Annotated in this window: 14 protein-coding genes; 12 read left to right on the top strand and 2 right to left on the bottom strand. The window is 48.5% G+C overall.

Going from position 1 to position 17131, the window contains the following annotated elements:
- The first annotated feature begins 22 nt into the window (after positions 1 to 22).
- Both ACOZB4_RS01620 and ACOZB4_RS01625 read left to right on the top strand, forming a co-directional pair.
- Positions 23 to 1402: an extracellular solute-binding protein gene (locus ACOZB4_RS01620; protein WP_213647387.1), complete on the top strand. Its 1380-nt coding sequence runs from the start codon at positions 23 to 25 to the stop codon at positions 1400 to 1402.
- A gap of 305 nt (positions 1403 to 1707) precedes the next feature.
- Positions 1708 to 2811 (top strand): glycerol dehydrogenase, encoded by a 1104-nt coding sequence (locus ACOZB4_RS01625; RefSeq protein WP_379405632.1) that lies wholly within the window; start codon positions 1708 to 1710, stop codon positions 2809 to 2811.
- A 248-nt stretch (positions 2812 to 3059) separates the two neighbouring features.
- On the opposite strand, the gene ACOZB4_RS01630 is transcribed toward ACOZB4_RS01625, so the two are convergent.
- Positions 3060 to 3863, bottom strand: a complete 804-nt coding sequence (locus ACOZB4_RS01630) for an AraC family transcriptional regulator (protein ID WP_379405371.1) — start codon at positions 3861 to 3863, stop codon at positions 3060 to 3062.
- A gap of 157 nt (positions 3864 to 4020) precedes the next feature.
- Here ACOZB4_RS01630 and ACOZB4_RS01635 point away from each other — a divergent pair, with 157 nt between their 5' ends.
- Genes ACOZB4_RS01635 through ACOZB4_RS01665 form a run of 7 tightly spaced genes read left to right on the top strand, consistent with a single transcriptional unit; the run spans position 4021 to position 13303 of the window.
- Entirely contained in the window at positions 4021 to 6273 is a 2253-nt protein-coding gene (locus ACOZB4_RS01635; RefSeq protein ID WP_379405373.1) for an FAD-dependent oxidoreductase, read from the top strand.
- Between the two features lie 52 nt (positions 6274 to 6325).
- A complete protein-coding gene (locus tag ACOZB4_RS01640; RefSeq protein ID WP_379405375.1) occupies positions 6326 to 7870 on the top strand; it encodes a response regulator in 1545 nt (514 codons plus the stop codon).
- 41 nt (positions 7871 to 7911) lie between these two features.
- Positions 7912 to 9693, top strand: a complete 1782-nt coding sequence (locus ACOZB4_RS01645; protein WP_379405377.1) for a cache domain-containing sensor histidine kinase — start codon at positions 7912 to 7914, stop codon at positions 9691 to 9693.
- A complete protein-coding gene (locus tag ACOZB4_RS01650) occupies positions 9684 to 10004 on the top strand; it encodes a hypothetical protein (RefSeq protein WP_379405379.1) in 321 nt (106 codons plus the stop codon). The genes ACOZB4_RS01645 and ACOZB4_RS01650 overlap by 10 nt, the downstream gene beginning before the upstream one ends.
- Positions 9976 to 10878 (top strand): ABC transporter permease, encoded by a 903-nt coding sequence (locus ACOZB4_RS01655; protein WP_379405381.1) that lies wholly within the window; start codon positions 9976 to 9978, stop codon positions 10876 to 10878. Before ACOZB4_RS01650 ends, ACOZB4_RS01655 begins: the two co-directional genes overlap by 29 nt.
- A complete protein-coding gene (locus tag ACOZB4_RS01660; RefSeq protein WP_076323468.1) occupies positions 10872 to 11732 on the top strand; it encodes a carbohydrate ABC transporter permease in 861 nt (286 codons plus the stop codon). The genes ACOZB4_RS01655 and ACOZB4_RS01660 overlap by 7 nt, the downstream gene beginning before the upstream one ends.
- Before the next feature lie 32 nt (positions 11733 to 11764).
- The gene (locus ACOZB4_RS01665; protein ID WP_379405384.1) at positions 11765 to 13303 is read left to right on the top strand and encodes an extracellular solute-binding protein; all 1539 of its coding nucleotides are present in this window, start codon (positions 11765 to 11767) and stop codon (positions 13301 to 13303) included.
- A 50-nt stretch (positions 13304 to 13353) separates the two neighbouring features.
- Here the strand turns inward: ACOZB4_RS01665 and ACOZB4_RS01670 are convergent, their stop codons facing one another.
- Positions 13354 to 14151, bottom strand: coding sequence for an AraC family transcriptional regulator (locus ACOZB4_RS01670; RefSeq protein ID WP_379405386.1), 798 nt, complete (start codon positions 14149 to 14151; stop codon positions 13354 to 13356).
- A gap of 120 nt (positions 14152 to 14271) precedes the next feature.
- Here ACOZB4_RS01670 and ACOZB4_RS01675 point away from each other — a divergent pair, with 120 nt between their 5' ends.
- The 3 genes from ACOZB4_RS01675 (at position 14272) to ACOZB4_RS01685 (ending at position 16997) form a co-directional block, all read left to right on the top strand.
- Entirely contained in the window at positions 14272 to 15087 is an 816-nt protein-coding gene (locus ACOZB4_RS01675; RefSeq protein WP_379405388.1) for a phytanoyl-CoA dioxygenase family protein, read from the top strand.
- 294 nt (positions 15088 to 15381) lie between these two features.
- Positions 15382 to 16149, top strand: a complete 768-nt coding sequence (locus ACOZB4_RS01680) for a nucleotidyltransferase domain-containing protein (RefSeq protein ID WP_379405390.1) — start codon at positions 15382 to 15384, stop codon at positions 16147 to 16149.
- 392 nt (positions 16150 to 16541) lie between these two features.
- On the top strand, positions 16542 to 16997 hold the full coding sequence (locus tag ACOZB4_RS01685) for an AAA family ATPase (RefSeq protein ID WP_379405392.1): 456 nt from the start codon (positions 16542 to 16544) through the stop codon (positions 16995 to 16997).
- The last annotated feature ends 134 nt before the right edge of the window (positions 16998 to 17131 follow it).

The raw sequence follows: 17131 nt of genomic DNA on the forward strand, positions 1-17131 counted from the left end.
ATTTATGTGGGGGTGTTCGCGTATGAAAAAAGCTGTGCTGCTTATTCTGTCATTCGTGCTTGTGTTTACATTGGCCGCTTGTTCAGGCAGTTCGGGAAAAGATGTGACAGGCGGCGTGAAGATTGAAAAAGTATCGGACATGGAAGGTACGGTTCGCGTTGCACTGGCAGGCTGGCAGCTGGATAACGGGATCGATGCACTGACAGGCAACCCGACCATCGGACTCAACGAGTATTTAGATAAAACGTTCAAAAAAATGTATCCGAACATCAAACTGGAGGTTTATCAAATCCCCTGGGAGAACGTAAAAGCCAAACAAACGGCCATGCTGCTCTCTGGCGATGCGGATATCTTGTATACCGGTGGAGCCTTTGCATCACAATGGTACCAGGAAGGGCTGCTGCGTGACCTGGACGACTTGATCGAAAAGGACACTACGTTTGACAAGGGCATCTACCTGGAAGGCATTATGAATAACTCCTATAGCACCAAGTCGCCCGACGGAAGCAAGCAGTTTGGGATTCCTGCCGTTCTTGGCCGCCGGATGACGATTTATGATAAGAAGCTGTTTGAAGACTGGGGCGTTGAAACCCTCTCGGCACAGCCGGGACCGGATGAAATTCTGGAGAAAGCCAAGCAAATGACCGGCAAAAACCCGAAAACCGGTGAAGACAATTTCGGTCTGTATTGGAGCGGCAACTCATTAAACGGATCTACCTTTGTTGCGTTAACCCTTGCTTATGGCGCCAAAGGAGCGGAAGGATCGTTGAAGGATATCAAAAGCATTAAATGGCACCTGAATTCACCGGAGATGGTCAAAGTGCTGGAATGGCTGAAAGAAGCCGCACAGCTGCCGCCAGCTGGTTTCGTGAATGCCCAGGGAGCCGAGAATTTCGGACTGGAGAAGAACAATATCGCCATTGCCCTCGATTCTACCGGCGGCTCAACGATGAGTGAATACCGGTCGAAGCAAAACAAAGAGCTGCTGGACCGTTATGAGCCTGTGCTGAACATGGGGCCTAAAGGCGAAGGCTGGGTTGCGGTTGACCCGTTCATCATGGCGAAGAATGCTAAAGATGTGGATGCATCATGGGAAGTATTAAAATTCTTGACCAGCTACATGACGCAAAAATATATGTATGAGAACTTCTCCAGTACCCCGACACTTAAAAACGCTGATTTTGTAACACCGGAAGATAAGTTTGTGAAAAAAGCACTCGAAATCGCAGATGTTGGCCACTCGGAGCTCATGGATGAAGCCAATCCGTTTTATATGAGCGATATCGCTCCAGCTATTAACGGATTCATTAGCCAGGCTGCATCCGGAAATGCTCCGGATATTCAGAAGTTTCTGGATGATCTGCAGGCACGTGCTGAGAAATGGTCGGCAAATCTGAAGTAAATCAGGAGGGGACTACACTAGAGACGGGCTTAATCATGATGATTATATGAGTCAAACAACTCAATATATTCCAATATTATGTAAAATGTGCATTGTCCCGATGATACCTGGATAAAAAGCAGCTTTTATGGTGGCATTATCCCCTCAAAGTAGACACTCGAAAAAACTCATGTTTTCATGAGAAGCGAGTGAACTTGGAGGGGATATTTTTATGGCTAAAAAAGGGACAGTTTTTTCAATCGTATAAAAATCTCATTATCATTAGATAATAGCAAGGATATTGAAATCCATTGGAGCGTGATATTTTGGGAAAATACGTGAAATCAATTACATCGCCAAAGAGATTTATCGTGGGGCACTATTTACTGAAGGAATTAGCTACCTATACGAGTACTTATGGTGACCATGCGTATGTTATTTGCGATGAATTTATTTTGGATCGTGCGCGTAGGGAAGCCGGTAAATCTTTTGAAGAGGCCGGACATCAAAGTGAATTTGTAAAATTCAACTATCAAATCACTCAAGATGAAATCGACAGACACCGCCAAGCGGTACAAAAATCAGGTGCCAATATCATAGTCGGTATTGGCGGCGGGAAAACATTGGATACAGCTAAGGCTACCGCATATTACACACATCTGCCTGTTGCGATTTTCCCGACAATTGCTTCAACAGATGCGCCGTGTACTGCACTTTCCGTCATTTACAATGCAGACGGTTCATTTGACCGTTACCTGTTTCTGCCGACAAATCCTGACATCGTACTGGCAGATCCCAATATTCTGGTAAGCGCACCGACACGGTTTTTTGTGGCGGGGATAGGGGATGCTCTTGCGACTTATTTTGAAGCGCGGGCATGTTATCAGAAAAATGGAGATAATTTAGTGAATTTAAAGCCATCCCTAGCCGGCTTAGGGATTGCAAAAATGTGCTATGACACCATTCTAGAATATGGCCTGCAGGCTAAAATCGCCGTGGATCAGAACGTCTCGACCCCGGCCGTTGAAAAAACAATTGAAGCCACGATTTATTTAAGCGGTGTTGGCGCTGAATCCGGCGGCTTGGCCGCTGCCCACGCAATCCATAATGGAATGACGGCCGTTCCATCGCTGCATCATGCGCAGCATGGCGAAAAAGTGGTCTTTGGTTTATTAACGCAGCTTGTTCTCGAAAGTGCTCCACGAGAGGAAATCGAAACGGTTATCCGTTTTATCAAGGAAGTAGGGCTGCCGCTAACCTTAAAAGACCTGGGTCTGGATGAATTCATAGAGGAGGAATGGCGAAAAGTAGCAGAAGATGCGTGTGCCGAAGGAGACACGATGGGCAATATGCCGCACCCGGTAACGCCTGAAGATGTGTACCAGGCCATCATTGCTGCAAATGCATTGGCAGAACATTATTATAACTAACAAGGCAGGAAATCAGAGACAGTAAGCTAAAATCATAACAGCCAGACAGCCGGAAAGAATCGGATGACTGGCTGTTTTATATTTACAATGTAAACTATGAATATTAAGGTGGAGAGCCAAGTAGAGTCTACAGAATTGGATGGAGTTGATGTCGGGTGACTAAAACATAGTAACATTAGAAGCCGCTGATTACGCGGCTTTTTATATTTATGTTATCAAGTTCTGTATAGTGGGGATTGTCGCAGGCATTAGACCCGGTTCGTTTTCCGGTAAGCGGAAGGACTGACTTTCATCAGCTTCGTTAACACGCGGCTGAGGTAGAACCCATTGTTGAAGCCGCAAGCTAATGCGATCTGCTCTAAATTCAGATGGGTATCGACGAGCAAGGACTTTGCTTGCTCCAGCCTAATATGGCTTAAATAGCGCGAAGGAGTCATCCCCACGCTTCGGGTGAATCTGCGGGTGAGCTGAACGGGACTGATGCCCAGCTCGTCCGCAAGCACCAGCATGCTCATGTCCTTATAGGCGTTCTGCTGGATATAGAGCCGTGCCTGTTCCATCAGAGGATCGGCAGGTTCTTTGTCTTCGCCAACCACGCCGGCCGCTATCGACTGCAAACAAAAGAGCCAAATATCGTTCAGCGCATGGTTTTGCCAATAGCTTCGCTGATCGATCTCCGCGGCAGCTTCGTCCTGCCTCTTGAAATATCTCAAATTATCGGCAAACCTCTCCTTATGCGTGACGGCGGGCTTGTAGGCAGAAGCCGCCAAACGAAGGTGGACGTTTTGCTCTGCCTCTTGCCCTGCAACATCCTCTCCCGAAATAGAGCCTAACGAAAATCCGATGAAATGAAAGGACGGCGCATGGATAACGTCGCGATGAAAATCGACGCCCGGCGGGCAAACGATGACGTCGCCCATCTGCGCCATTCCCTCGCTATCGCCGATCCCATAACGGAAGCTGCCGCCCTCCACCGCAAATAGAACCCAATGTCCGTAGGTGTCCACGCTGTATTGAAATTGTTTCTTATGATTCCAAAAGACATGATGCATTAGGCTAGGATATAGGATGGGGCTTCGATTCAACATCATCACCGCAATCAGCCTCCCAAATGAAATAAAGTATATGCCAATATGATAGCGCAGTGCATGTTAAATAACGACCCCCTCGATTAAGATGATAGTAATTCTAGGCATGGGGGGGATTCGATTGAAGTTTGAATTAGTAAAATCCGACATTACCGTTATTGGCGGAGGCCTGGCCGGCGTATGCGCTGCCGTTGCAGCGGCACGTCTTGGCCAAACCGTGTCGCTCGTGAACAACAGACCTGTACTCGGAGGCAATTCTAGCAGCGAGGTACGGGTGTGGGTATGCGGTGCTACGGCGCATGGTACGCAGCGTTACGCGAGAGAAAGCGGCATCATGGGAGAAATGTTCGTCGAGAATCAATTCCGGAACCCGGATGGAAATCCGTATTTATGGGATCTCGTCGTACTCGAGACGGTTCGAGCAGAGCCGAACATTGCCTTGTTTCTCAATACGGATGTGCACGAGGTCGAAGCGGAGGGCGCAGAGGAGGAGCGCATCATTAAGTCGGTCACAGGCTGGATGATGGGCTCCGAGCGGAAAATCCGGTTTGAAAGCGATATGTACATAGATTGTACAGGAGATGGCCTTGCGGGTTTTCTGGCAGGCGCTAAATACCGGATCGGCCGCGAGGCCGCAGAGGAATACAACGAGGACTGGGCACCGGAGACGGCGGACGATATTACGCTTGGCAGCACGCTCCTGTTCTATACGAAGGAAGCCGATCGGGCGGTCAAGTACATTCCGCCGAGCTTTGCGAAGGACATTACGCAAACGGCGATCCCAATGAAGCGGGTCATTCGCAGCGGCGACTCAGGCTGCCACTATTGGTGGATCGAATGGGGCGGCGAGCTGGATACGGTGCATGATAATGAACGAATACGCGATGAGCTCTGGTCGGTCATTTACGGGGTATGGGATTATATCAAAAACTCCGGCAATTTCGATGCCGATCGCATGACGCTGGAATGGGTCGGATCGATCCCTGGCAAACGGGAGTATCGCCGATTCACAGGAGATTATATGTTGAACCAAAACGATATTATCGCGCAGGTGCCCTTCACCGATCGCATCGCCTTCGGAGGCTGGTCGATAGATCTTCATCCGCCGCAAGGCATGTATTCGACAGAGAGCGGTTCAAAGCATTTATTTTCGGACGGCATCTATCATATTCCATTTCGGTGTCTGTACTCCAGCAACGTCACCAATCTGATGTTTGCAGGCCGCGATATCAGCGCAACTCACGTCGCATTCGGTACGACGAGGGTAATGGCAACCTGTGCCGTCATCGGCGAAGCAGCCGGAAGCGGTGCCGCACTGTGCGTGCAGAAAGGGATATCGCCGCGTGTGTTGCACCGTGACCATATGAACGACCTGCAGCAGACGATGCTCAGGCAGGATGCGTCGATTATCGGGATCGCGGCAGACGACCCTTACGATCTCGCCAAATCGGCCCGAATTACGGCATCCAGCACAATGACCAAAGTGTCGCTGACGGACTCAACCTATACACACCCGTTGGACAAAGAACTGGGCATCCTGTTTCCCGTGAATCCCTCGCTTGAATCAGTGGCGCTGCTGATCGATGCGGCAAAGGCTGCTACTCTTGAAGTGGAGCTGTGGCATACGGAAAAAGGTGAAAACTACGTGCCAAAGCAGATGGTGGCTGAAGCATCGGTGTCAGTAGCCGAAGGTACCAGGCAGTGGGCTAAGCTGGATTTAGTTTGGCAGCCCAATGCAGCCTGCAATGCATTCCTTATTATTAAAGCAAACGAAGCGATTCAACTTCACGGATCGGATCGTCCGATGACCGGCGTGCTGTGCTTTGAGAAAGGGCCAAAGCCGATCATCTCGACTCTTTTAGAGGATCGTCAGCCGGATCAGCCGGTCGTACAGTGGAGCATGCGCCGTTGGAACCGCAAGCCGCTATGTCTGCAGGTTACGCCAAATACGGAAGCGTACGCTGCCGCAGCGGTGACGGACGGGTATATTCGGCCGTTCGCCGGTCCGCATTTATGGATGTCCGAGCCGATGTCTCCAGGCAAACCGGAATGGCTGCAGTTGGAGTGGGCTGAAGTGCAATCGATCGCCGAGATCCACGTCACCTTTAACGACGATGTTAATGAAGACTTAATAAATTTGCACCATCACCGCACCGCTTTCGAAGCGATTCCCGAGCTCATCCGAGCTTATCGGATAGAAGCGCTCATCGGTGAGGAATGGGTCACACTGGCTGAAGAGAAGCACAACCATAAGCGCAAAAAAGTGCATAAGCTCAGCCGTTCCATCTCGTCGCATACGATTAGACTATGGATCGACGAAACGAACGGAGGACCACGCGCGGAGGTTGCCGAAATAAGAGTCTATGCTCTATAATGGAATAAATAAAATGACAGCGCTTTCATTTTGTGCTAAAGGAGAGGATATCATGATCATAAAGCCGCTTGGCGTATTGATCGTCGAAGATGAAATTCCTCTGCGCCAAGAGCTTCGGATCTTTCCATGGGAGGCGTGTGGAGCCGAATGGATAGGGGAAGCGAGCAACGGGTCGGAAGCGATGCAGCTATGTGCTGAACGCACGCCAGATGTCGTGATAACGGATATTACGATGCCGGTTATGGACGGCATTGCTCTCATACGGGAACTCCGGAAGCGCCACCCGAGCGTTCAGATCATATTGTTAACCTGTCACAGCGATTTTCATTACGTACAAGAAGCGCTCCGTCTTGGAGCGCTTGAGTATATCTTGAAGGTGTCATTGGAGGAAGAAGAGCTTAAACAGGCGATGGACAAAGCGAGAGCTGCGGTCGTCAAGGAGCGCATGGTGCACGAGCATGCGAGAAGGGAACAGAGGCAGCTGCAAGCCGCCTTATTCGGCAAGCTGCTTCACGGGCAAGAGCCAGCCGGCTCCGATTGGCAATCGATGACGCTAAGTGTAGATCGTCCGATTCGACTGGTACGGCTTATGCTAGACATTCCTCCATTAGCCTATCTAGCTGTGAAGGAAACGGTTCAGCAGAGGCTGACCGAGCAGGAAAAAAGGGATTCAAACTGGCTGACTTGGTTGACGGTAAGGGAGCGGGAATATTTTGTTCTGCTTGAAGGCAGAACTCCTCCCAATGCTGTTATTGAGTCACTCCGCACGGTTGTTCAACATTTGACGGAGCTGTTGAATCGGGAAGAGACCAAGCAGGAGCGGTGGGCGACAGCATATGCCCTTTTTAGCAAACCGGTCACATCGAAGGAAGAAGTTGCATCAGCGCTCGCCTATTCGAACGAGTGGAAAGATGCGCTGTTTTACGACCGATGTCCCGAGGAAAGCGCTGTGTACGCTCAGCATTCGTTGCCTCTATCGGATCTGACGGAAAAGAAAACGAAGGAATTAAACGAGCTGCTGAGAAAAGCATCATTGTCTCCTGCGAGCTTGAAGGAATGCTTGCTTGGCGAGTTCAGAGACTGGTGCATCGCAGAGCGAGTGAAGCCAAGTCAACTAAAGGAGCGGATACTCAATTGGCAGGTTAATTGGCACAGGCAGCAAGAGGGCGATGAGCTGAGCGCAGCCCGTATGGGGCTATTAATGGACGCAGGAACGTTAGCTGAGATGATCGTCAATATTGTTCAGGATATGGAAGCTGCCGAGCTTGGGAAGTCGCGTTCGCGCTTTGAGATCCGCTTGGCCGTGCAATGGATCAAAGACCATCTCAAGGAGCCGATCTCGCTGCCCGTTATTGCGGAGCAGGTAGGGCTGAGCCCACATTATATCAGCAAATTGTTTCGCGAGGAAACGGGGAGTACGGTCAATCAGTATATTACCCGTCTTCGTATGGAGAAGGCGATTGAGCTTCTTAGGCATTCGAATAAGAAGGTATATGAGATCGCGGAAGAGGTCGGCATTCCGAGCTACCGCTATTTTACCGTTACGTTTCGAAATTGGACCGGGGTATCGCCGACGGACTATAAACGGAATGGCTGAAAGCACAGGTGAGAGAGAACGAGCGCGAAGGAAGGGTGGAAATGAGGAAACTGTTTCATTGGTATGCCAGCCTTGGTCTCGCTTCCAAGCAGTTTATTTATTTGTTCATCGTGACGCTGCTGCTCGTTCAAGTGCTTGCATGGCGCAACCTCCACGAGGCGGAGAATCTGCTTCAGAATCAAGTCATTCGCGATGCCATGCTGCTCGTCAGCCGGACGAATCAATATATCGATGCAAGTTTGGACAATGTGGAAAATATGCTGCTGCTACTCTCGACCCGCGCCGATTTGCTGGAGGAAGGGGATGAGGAGGCAGCCGTCGAGACGCTTCGCAAGTTCGCGGGGATTAACAATTCCATTACCAGAACTTTGTACATGATTCGAGCTGACGGCCAAGTATTTGCAAGCTCGCAGGTCGTTTATGACATCATCGGTAATCCAAAACTGAAACAGCTCTATGAGCTAGCGCTTATTAACTATGGGGCTATTAACGTGAGCGAACCTTATGATTCGCCGATGTCGGGGCGAACGCTTGCTTACGTATTGCCTATTGCGGATGCAGACAATAAGGTGAAGGGTGTCGTTGTCGCTGAACTTAATCTCGATTTGCTCACAGAGCGTATTGCGCCGATGATCTATCAATCTTACATACTGTTCACGAAGGAAGGCAGCGTCATTAATCGGCTGGATTCCCGCGATAAGCTGCTCCCCTTCCAAGCGGCCTCGTATCCGCCGAAGCTGGAGGAGAGCTTTCGCGGGCAGCTCGCCTTGCTCAAAGTCGGCGTCAGCGGCATAGAAGGGGATTCCTTGAATCCGCTCGTTGCCGTGAAGTCGACCAAAAACCGTCTAGGCTGGTCGCTTGCGGCGTTCATCGAAGAGGATTATTTCTATCAGGACCTGCAGAAGCTGAACAGCAACTACCGGACCGCGAGTATCGTATGGATCATTATGCTATTGATCAGCGCATATCTGCTTAGCCGATCGTTCACGCATCCGATTCGCCGATTTGTCGAGAAGATGGACCGTCTTAACAACTTTCAGGTCGTGGCGAAGCTGCCTGTCACGAGAATGGACGAAATCGGCAGGCTAACGCAGAGCTATAACGCTATGCTCGAGAGGATTCAGAGCCTGCTCCAGAAGACGAAACATGCGGAGGAGCAGAAGAAGGAATACGAGCTGAAGATGCTGCGAAGCCAAATTGCGCCCCATTTTCTGTATAATACCCTTGCCTGCATAAGCAGCTTGGCAAAGCAGCAGCGTATCGACGAGCTGCGCGATACGATTCGTTCGCTGGTCAAGCTGTTAAGCTTCAGCTTCGACAAGCAATCGGAATACGTATCGCTTGAGGAGGAGCTGGAAGGGCTGCGAATGTACATGCATATTCAGCAGGTGCGCTTTGGGGAACAATATCAGTTTATGATTGATATCAATCCTAATCTTTTGCAGTATCGCATACTTAAGCTTACGCTGCAGCCACTTGTAGAAAATGCACTCTTCCATGGACTAACGCCGAATCACGGCGGGCTTATCGTCGTGAAAGGCGGGCTGAGGAAGGGTGTTCTGAGACTCTATGTGCGCGATAACGGAATAGGCATCAGGCGGGAGAAGCGAAGCAGGCTGCTGTTGGAAAATCAGGACGGTGGGCAGGGCTCCATGTACCGGTTTACGGGCATCGGGCTGCGGAACGTGCATGAGCGAATTCGGATCCATCACGGCGAGACGTACGGCTTGCGGATCGGAAGCGCGGAGGGGGCAGGAACTGTTGTCCGCGTCGATATGCCCATCCTGACGGAAAGCGACGAACGATTAGGTGTTTGGCGTTAACCAAAAACGATACCAAGGCTGTCACGTGGTTTCTTCAGACCATTCGTGACAGCCTTTACTCATTAATCGTTGATATTGATGTAGATGGATCCATATTCGATGTTAATGATTATGAAGGAAATGCGTACATTTTTTACGTTTTTGTGTATATCGAGAAGATGTCAGGACCTTTATACTTGCCTTATTGGAAGCGCATTCAAACTATGGAGGGATACGATGGAAGCCAATCAAAGCCTAATGCCAGCCCCTCGGATACGGCCTTCTCCGCGGACAAAGCTGCTCATGATTTTAAAATTGGCATGGCGGTTTAAAGCCTTTTACGTCATGCTGCTGCCCGGCATTATTTATTTTGTCATATTTCGGTACTTCCCGATGTACGGAGTCATTATCGCCTTCAAAGATTTTGCAATCCTGGACGGCATAACGGGCAGCTCGTGGGTTGATCCGTGGTATAAGCATTTTCAGAGCTTTTACGAGTCGCCTTACTTCAGTCAACTGCTGACCAATACGCTTTTGATCAGCCTCTACAAGCTGTTATGGGGGACGCTGCCGCCGATCATGCTGGCCGTACTGCTGAACGAATGCCGCATTCGCTGGCTGAAGTCGATTGTACAAACGCTGACCTACATGCCGCACTTCTTGTCTTGGGTCATTATTTTCGGTATTCTTTTGACGCTCTTCTCCCAGAACGGCGGTCTCATAAACCGCTGGATTGTAGAAGCGGGGGGAAGCTCGATCCCGTTTCTGACCTCGACGGAATATTTCCGCAGCATACTGGTCGGATCGGAGGTATGGCAAAATCTCGGCTGGGGAGCGATTATCTATTTAGCCGCGATGGCAGGCATCGATCCGACCCTCTACGAAGCGGCGAAGGTGGACGGTGCGAGCCGAATGCGAATGATCTGGCATATTACGCTTCCTGGCATTAGAAGCATTATCGTCCTGCTGTTCGTTCTGAAGCTTGGCCATCTGCTTGACGCAGGCTTTGATCAAATTTACATTCTGTACAATATTCAGGTGTACCCGGTTGCGGACATCATCGACACATGGGTTTATCGAACCGGTCTGCAGCAGCTTAATTTCAGCTTGGCGTCGGCAGTCGGATTGTTCAAATCGGTCATCGGACTCATCCTTGTGCTTGGTGCTAACCGCGTGGCGAAGAAATGGGGTGAGGGCATATGGTAAGAGGCCTCGATGATAAAATTTTTAACACAATCATATACGTTATTCTCGGACTATGCGGACTTATCGCCATTCTGCCGATCCTTTATGTTGTATCCGTATCCATCACTCCGTTCGGAGAAGTGCTGCGTAACGGCGGATTCATATTGTTTCCGAAGGAAATTACGTTTTCCGCTTACCGCACGCTGCTGACGGAGTCCAATATTCCGAAGGCGTTCCAAATAACCGTTCTCATTACGGTGATCGGAACAGCGGTCAATCTCGTCTTGACGGGACTGATGGCGTACCCGCTCAGCCGTCGGAATTTGCCGGGAAGAAACTTTTTTCTGCTCATGATCGTGTTCACCTTGTTGTTCAGCGGAGGGCTTATTCCGACCTATCTGGTCGTTAAGTCGATGGGGCTGCTCGATTCTATCTGGGCGATGATTCTGCCAAATGCAGTCTGGAGCTTTAACGTTCTTATTATGAAAAGCTTTTTTGAAGGACTGCCGGAGGAGCTGTTCGAGTCGGCCCGAATGGATGGAGCCAAAGAGTTCCGCATCCTGCTGCAAATCGTTACGCCGCTTTCCCTTCCTGTATTGCTGACGGTTGGATTGTTTTACCTGGTCGGCCATTGGAACGAGTTTTTTCAAGCGATTTTTTATGTGACCGATCGCACACTCTATCCGCTTCAGGTCGTCGTCCGGGAAATTCTGATGCAAAGCCAACAGCCGCTTGAGAACGCGGAAAATATGATGCCGACGCAGACGATGCAGATGGCATCCGTCATGATTGCGAGCTTGCCGGTCATCGTGATCTATCCGTTTCTTCAAAAGCATTTTACAAAAGGGATGCTGCTTGGTTCGATTAAAGGTTAACCGATGAAACCATTCAGAGAGGGGTTAAGATCATGAAGAAATTAGGGACTTTGCTAGTAGCCGTTTCATTAGCGGGGGCTTTGCTTACGGCATGTTCGGGGGGAAATGGCAATGATAACCCGGAAAATAATTCGGGCGCTACCGCCAAGCCCGGAGCGGAAACGACGGAGCAGCCTAGCGGCAAACCGGTTAAGCTCGACATTATCGAGACGGGGAACAATCTTCCATCGCCCGATAAAGACATGATTAAGCAGGAATTGGATAAGGCGCTGAATATCGACCTGAACTTGACAGTGTATCCAGCAGCGGACGATTACAACAATCAACTAAACGTTCGGATGTCCTCGGGGAACTTTCCCGACCTGTTCATGGTCGACCGGCAGCAGCTAATTCAATTTTCCAAGCAAGGGCTGCTGCTTGATCTGACGCCGTATATGGATAAGCTGGAGCAAACGGTAGCGTTCATCGGCGAGGACAGCGTCAAGAAGGGGATGGTCGACGGGAAAGTATATGGCATCTCCAAATCTCCGCAAATCCCTTACAACACCTTATGGATCCGCAAGGATTGGCTCGACAAGCTGAAGCTGGAAGTGCCGACGACCGTGGAGCAGTTGGCTTCCGTAGCGGAAGCGTTCACTAAGAACGATCCGGATGGAAATGGCAAGCCGGACACCTTTGGTCTAACGGGCGGCAAGCTAAGCGCATTCTCGACCGTTTTCGGAGCCTTCGGCGTCGGAATGCCAGGCAACTTCTACGAGAAGGACGGCAAAGTCGTCAATGCGCTGCATGAACCGGCAATGAAGGATGCTTTGGTCTTTATTAAGGACATGATTGGATCAGGATCGGTTGATCCGGAGCTGCTCGCCAATAGCGGATTGCAGCATCAAGAGAAGGCGATCAAAGGGCAGGCCGGCATCGTCTATATTGATTGGCCGAACATGACGAAGGAGCAGTTCGTGGAACAAATCAAAACCGTTAATCCGAATGCGGAATGGCTGCAAATCGCCGCTCCTTCGGGTACAGGAGGACAATTCGACGGTTCATGGGATATCGGCGCGGCGCCTGGGAGATATGCCATTCCGAAAGCGCTTGAGAAAGACCCGGAGAAACTGCAGCGGGTGTTCGATCTGCTCAACTATATTTCGAATCCGGACGGAGGCTCGCTGCTCGTGCAGTTTGGGGTGAAGGATACGCACTTCACACTTGAGGACGGCAAGCCGAAGATGACGGACAAAGCGGGCGAGGTCGGCCATTCCTGGCTGTATCAATTCACCGGCAGACCGGAAATGGAGTATTTGCAAGCGAAGTTCGCCGGACAATCGGCTGCAATCGAATTCGCGAACGATCAACCCCGTATTGAAGCATTGAACGGATTTATCGATAATCCAGAGGGATATAACCCAGCCGATGCGAACCGATACATGGAAGAGGAGATCGCGAAGTTTATTTACGATAAACGTCCATTGACCGAATATGATGACTTTATCAAGACGCTGGAAACGTCTATGAACTACAAATCGTTAGTGGACAGCGCCATGGAACAGCTTAAGACGCTCGGTTACGGGAACTAAATAACGGGAACGAAAGGCCGACCTCATTCGATGCAGGTCGGCTTGTTCTATCATACGTTATGTGTTTTTCGGTACGACGAAGGATTGACGCCGCACAGTTTTTTGAAGCTTTTGCTTAAATGATGTTCGTCGGTAAATCCGCAATGCTCGGCGATTTGGGCAAGGGTAAGCGAAGAATATACAAGGAGTTGCTTCACCTTGTCCATTCTAAGATTAGTCGCGTAGGCGCTTGGCGTTATGCGGAGCTCGCGTGTAAACAGTCTTGTCAGTTGCACCTGGGTTAGACCAAGCTCCACAGCGATCGACTTCAACGATAGGCCGAATTCTGCTTGCTGCTGAAGCAGATGCAGGGCTCGCCCAAGGGTCGGATCCTCACTGAACAAGGTCATTGTATGCTGCTCGGATTGCTCGATCTGAAGCAAATAGAGCAGATCCCTGAGAAGATGTTTCTTGTACATATGACCAATCCCTGCATGCAAGTATTGGGCGTCGCGAAATTGAGAGAGGGTGGATTGGAAGCGTTTGTTGTTCAATAGCCGAAGCTTGCCGAAAGTCGGGAAATTCGCCGCATGCGGCGGCTCCTCTAGGGAATTGATCCATTGAAACCCCATGAGATGGAACGATAAACCGTCCGTTTGCCGGTAGAAGGTTAGATCGGGCGGGCATAATACGATGTCATCCTTGACCGCTCTTCCGCTTTGGCTGCCCATTCTGTAATTAAAAGCGCCTTCTTCGACGATGAACAACGCCCAATGATCATACGTATCATGCGTTTTCTGAAATTGAGGGGTATCCTTCACGTAGACATGGTATTGCAGATCGGGATCCAGAAATCGGCTGAACTCCATTGCATGACAACACCTTTTCATAGAATGAAATTATTTACAAGGGAAATCGATTTTTCTTACATTATAACATGATGGTTCGCCAAATATAATTAAATTAAATACAAGTAGGAGGTATAAAGGATGAAGACAGCCAATTTGGAAATACCGAAATTAATGGAGCAATTTCATGAACAGGGGTATTTGGTTATACCAGATATTTTGTCGCAGAAACAGGTGAGCCGGCTGAATGCCGCGATCGACGAAATTGTTTTGACGGAACCAGAAGCGCTTTCGCATAATATTTATAACAGCGTAGAACGCCATGCCGAGATCGCTGCATTAATCGATCAGCCTGCCATTCTTCCGTTAATCGTTAATTTGCTTGGTCACAACATTCAGCTTCACATCTCCCACCTCACGATCAGACAACCGAATCTAAGCGAAGCCCAAACGGCCACGCACAGCTTTATCGATTGGCATCAAGACGGTCCGCATCCGCAGTTTCCTGTCATTAACGGCTTGACGGCAACCTATTATATTAAAGTTTGCTATATTTTGAGCGATATGTCGGAGCCGGATCGCGGCAATACGAAAGTGATTCCGGGCAGTCACAAGCAGCCGTACAATCCGAATCACAAGGATGTGCGCCAGCAGCTTGATGGAGAGGTACAAGTGTGTGGAAAGCCAGGTGACGTCTTCGTGTTCGCCCAAAACTTGTGGCATGCTGGCTCGCCGAATCGCTCCGCATTCACAAGAAGGCAGCTGTTCCTCGGCTACAGCCCGATCTGGATGCGTCCTATCGACTACCATTCGGCGTCTGTGAGCCTGCTGAAGGACGCCGATCCGATACGCCGCCAGTTGCTTGGGCAGATCAGCGACAACAAATTCAATTATTACGTTCCGGAGGATTCGATGGTGCCTCTCAAATCCATGCTGATCCATCCATCCTCGCAGTAGCTATCACTATCCATTCGAATGGGAAGGATGAACGAGGAGGCATTGGCGGAGGAGGAGATAATGTCACCGTTGTTATCAAGTTCTTGTCAAAACACAATGACAAGAACTTGATAACATTCCCGACTGATGACAAGAACATGGTTACATTCCCGATATGATTTCATCGACGGCGGCAGACGCCCTTTTATTAAACTAACGGGCAGGATAGTTCAATAAATTCACGAATACTCTACATATCGAAGTTCGTAGATAAGACGTTAGCCGAAAGAAGTTCTTAGTTTAGGAGGAGTCTATATGATATTAGAAAAAGTTATAAATAGAATTGTAATACAAAGTGAATATAAGGATTTTGTTGATAAGTATATAGATAATATACTTACCGAATTTAAAGGTAAGATTCATAGCATTTATATGTGTGGCTCGATTCCAAAAGGAACTGCTAAACCTTTTAAGTCAGATGCAGACTTTACTATTGTATGTGTAAATCCGAAAGATATTGATTACGAAAGATTGTCAAATATTAAAGACAGGCTTTTGGAAGAATATCCAGTAGTAACTAAGATTGATACGATAATTTGCTCGATTGACAATGTATTAAGTAAACCAAATGAGTGGGGTTTTTGGGTTAAGATAATTTGTGTTTGCATATATGGTCATGACGTTGGTGAAAAAGTACCACCGATAATTATTTCTCCAGAGTTCATTATAGACTTAAATACAGAGACCAAGGAGGAAGTAGATCGTATACATAGTTTACTTTCTAATGTTAGTGATAGCACAATGAAAACTAGATATATTAAAGGTTACTCTAAGAGATTAATTCGTGCATTATACTCTTTGGTTTTAGAAGATACAGGTGTATGGCAAGATGACATTATTAAGATGAAGAATGCCATATTAAACTATTGTGAGATTGACTCCGCTTTAGTTGATTATCTGTATGCTTGTTACTTGGATAGTAATGTACTTGTTGAAGAGTTTCTGGAAATTGCAGATGAAGTATATAGCTATTTTGAGAACGCCTTAAATGCAATGGCTGCTTCCAGAACTTCCCTCGGCTAACACCATATTGACGCTCCGGGTCACTCTGAGAAGCGAGTGGCCACATCCAGCCCCCTAAGCCCGTCGAGACGTCACTGCATTAGGTGTTCGGCAAGCCTCACAACTATAAGCAGCGACTCTAAGGGGCCAGGACGTCGTCAATACAAAACGTTATCTGAAATCGCCAAGAGAATTTAGAGGGACAAGTATGACAGAAGAATATTGTCTATTTAAACCGACGTCAGATTTTATCATGAACATAACGAAAGAAAAGTACCTTCGAATAATTGAGGTAAAGCAATATCTGCCGTTCAACTAAAGGGCAGTAGAACTCAATAATCGTACTTATTGTCGGCTCTTTGATTCAGTGTAAAACGAGCTACAATGGGATTTAAAGGCATGGAGGTGCGATCATGGCGATAATATTCGTTACAGGCTTGTCAGGAACAGGCAAGTCAACCGTGTTAGAGGAATTGAAAATACTGGGATACAATGTAGTCGATACAGACTATGGCTACATAAAGGAAGCAGAGAACGGAGAAGTCGTTTTGGATGAAGAAAAAATAATGCAATTGTTGGAAGAGCATAGAAATTCCCATTTGTTTATTTCGGGAATTTATTCGAATCAAGGGAAATTCTACGAACATTTCGATCATGTGGTTCTGCTGAAGGTCGATCTGAACGTGATGCTCGAAAGAATAAACATAAGGACCTCGATTAATTATGGCAAGAGTCCAGATGAAATGGCAAAGGTAATAGATAGTTACAAAAACGTGCTGCCTTTTTTGGAAGAAGGCTCGGATATCGTGATTGACACCGCGACAAACGGGATCGATTCGGTTTGCAAAAGGCTTGTAGGGTTACTGTAATCTATTGAACAAACGGGAGACTTTAGTTCAACGATTCGGGAGCAGTTTGCCACACGCGGCAGCTGCTTCTTTTCGTTTACTAGGAGTTGTTTATAGTGGGGAAAATAATTTAGCAAGCCTACAGGGCTAAAACG

The sequence above is a fragment of the Paenibacillus sp. NPDC058898 genome (genome assembly GCF_049316025.1).
Lineage (GTDB): Bacteria > Bacillota > Bacilli > Paenibacillales > Paenibacillaceae > Paenibacillus_AQ.

What these genes read in the sequence shown, in the direction of transcription:
- ACOZB4_RS01665 (WP_379405384.1), top strand. Translation starts at nt 11,765, where the DNA reads ATGAAGAAATTAGGGACTTTGCTAGTAGCCGTTTCATTAGCGGGGGCT.
- ACOZB4_RS01645 (WP_379405377.1), top strand. Translation starts at nt 7,912, where the DNA reads ATGAGGAAACTGTTTCATTGGTATGCCAGCCTTGGTCTCGCTTCCAAG.
- ACOZB4_RS01675 (WP_379405388.1), top strand. Translation starts at nt 14,272, where the DNA reads ATGAAGACAGCCAATTTGGAAATACCGAAATTAATGGAGCAATTTCAT.
- ACOZB4_RS01630 (WP_379405371.1), bottom strand. Translation starts at nt 3,863, where the DNA reads ATGCATCATGTCTTTTGGAATCATAAGAAACAATTTCAATACAGCGTG.
- ACOZB4_RS01685 (WP_379405392.1), top strand. Translation starts at nt 16,542, where the DNA reads ATGGCGATAATATTCGTTACAGGCTTGTCAGGAACAGGCAAGTCAACC.
- ACOZB4_RS01660 (WP_076323468.1), top strand. Translation starts at nt 10,872, where the DNA reads ATGGTAAGAGGCCTCGATGATAAAATTTTTAACACAATCATATACGTT.
- ACOZB4_RS01655 (WP_379405381.1), top strand. Translation starts at nt 9,976, where the DNA reads ATGATTTTAAAATTGGCATGGCGGTTTAAAGCCTTTTACGTCATGCTG.
- ACOZB4_RS01680 (WP_379405390.1), top strand. Translation starts at nt 15,382, where the DNA reads ATGATATTAGAAAAAGTTATAAATAGAATTGTAATACAAAGTGAATAT.
- ACOZB4_RS01670 (WP_379405386.1), bottom strand. Translation starts at nt 14,151, where the DNA reads ATGGAGTTCAGCCGATTTCTGGATCCCGATCTGCAATACCATGTCTAC.
- ACOZB4_RS01620 (WP_213647387.1), top strand. Translation starts at nt 23, where the DNA reads ATGAAAAAAGCTGTGCTGCTTATTCTGTCATTCGTGCTTGTGTTTACA.
- ACOZB4_RS01640 (WP_379405375.1), top strand. Translation starts at nt 6,326, where the DNA reads ATGATCATAAAGCCGCTTGGCGTATTGATCGTCGAAGATGAAATTCCT.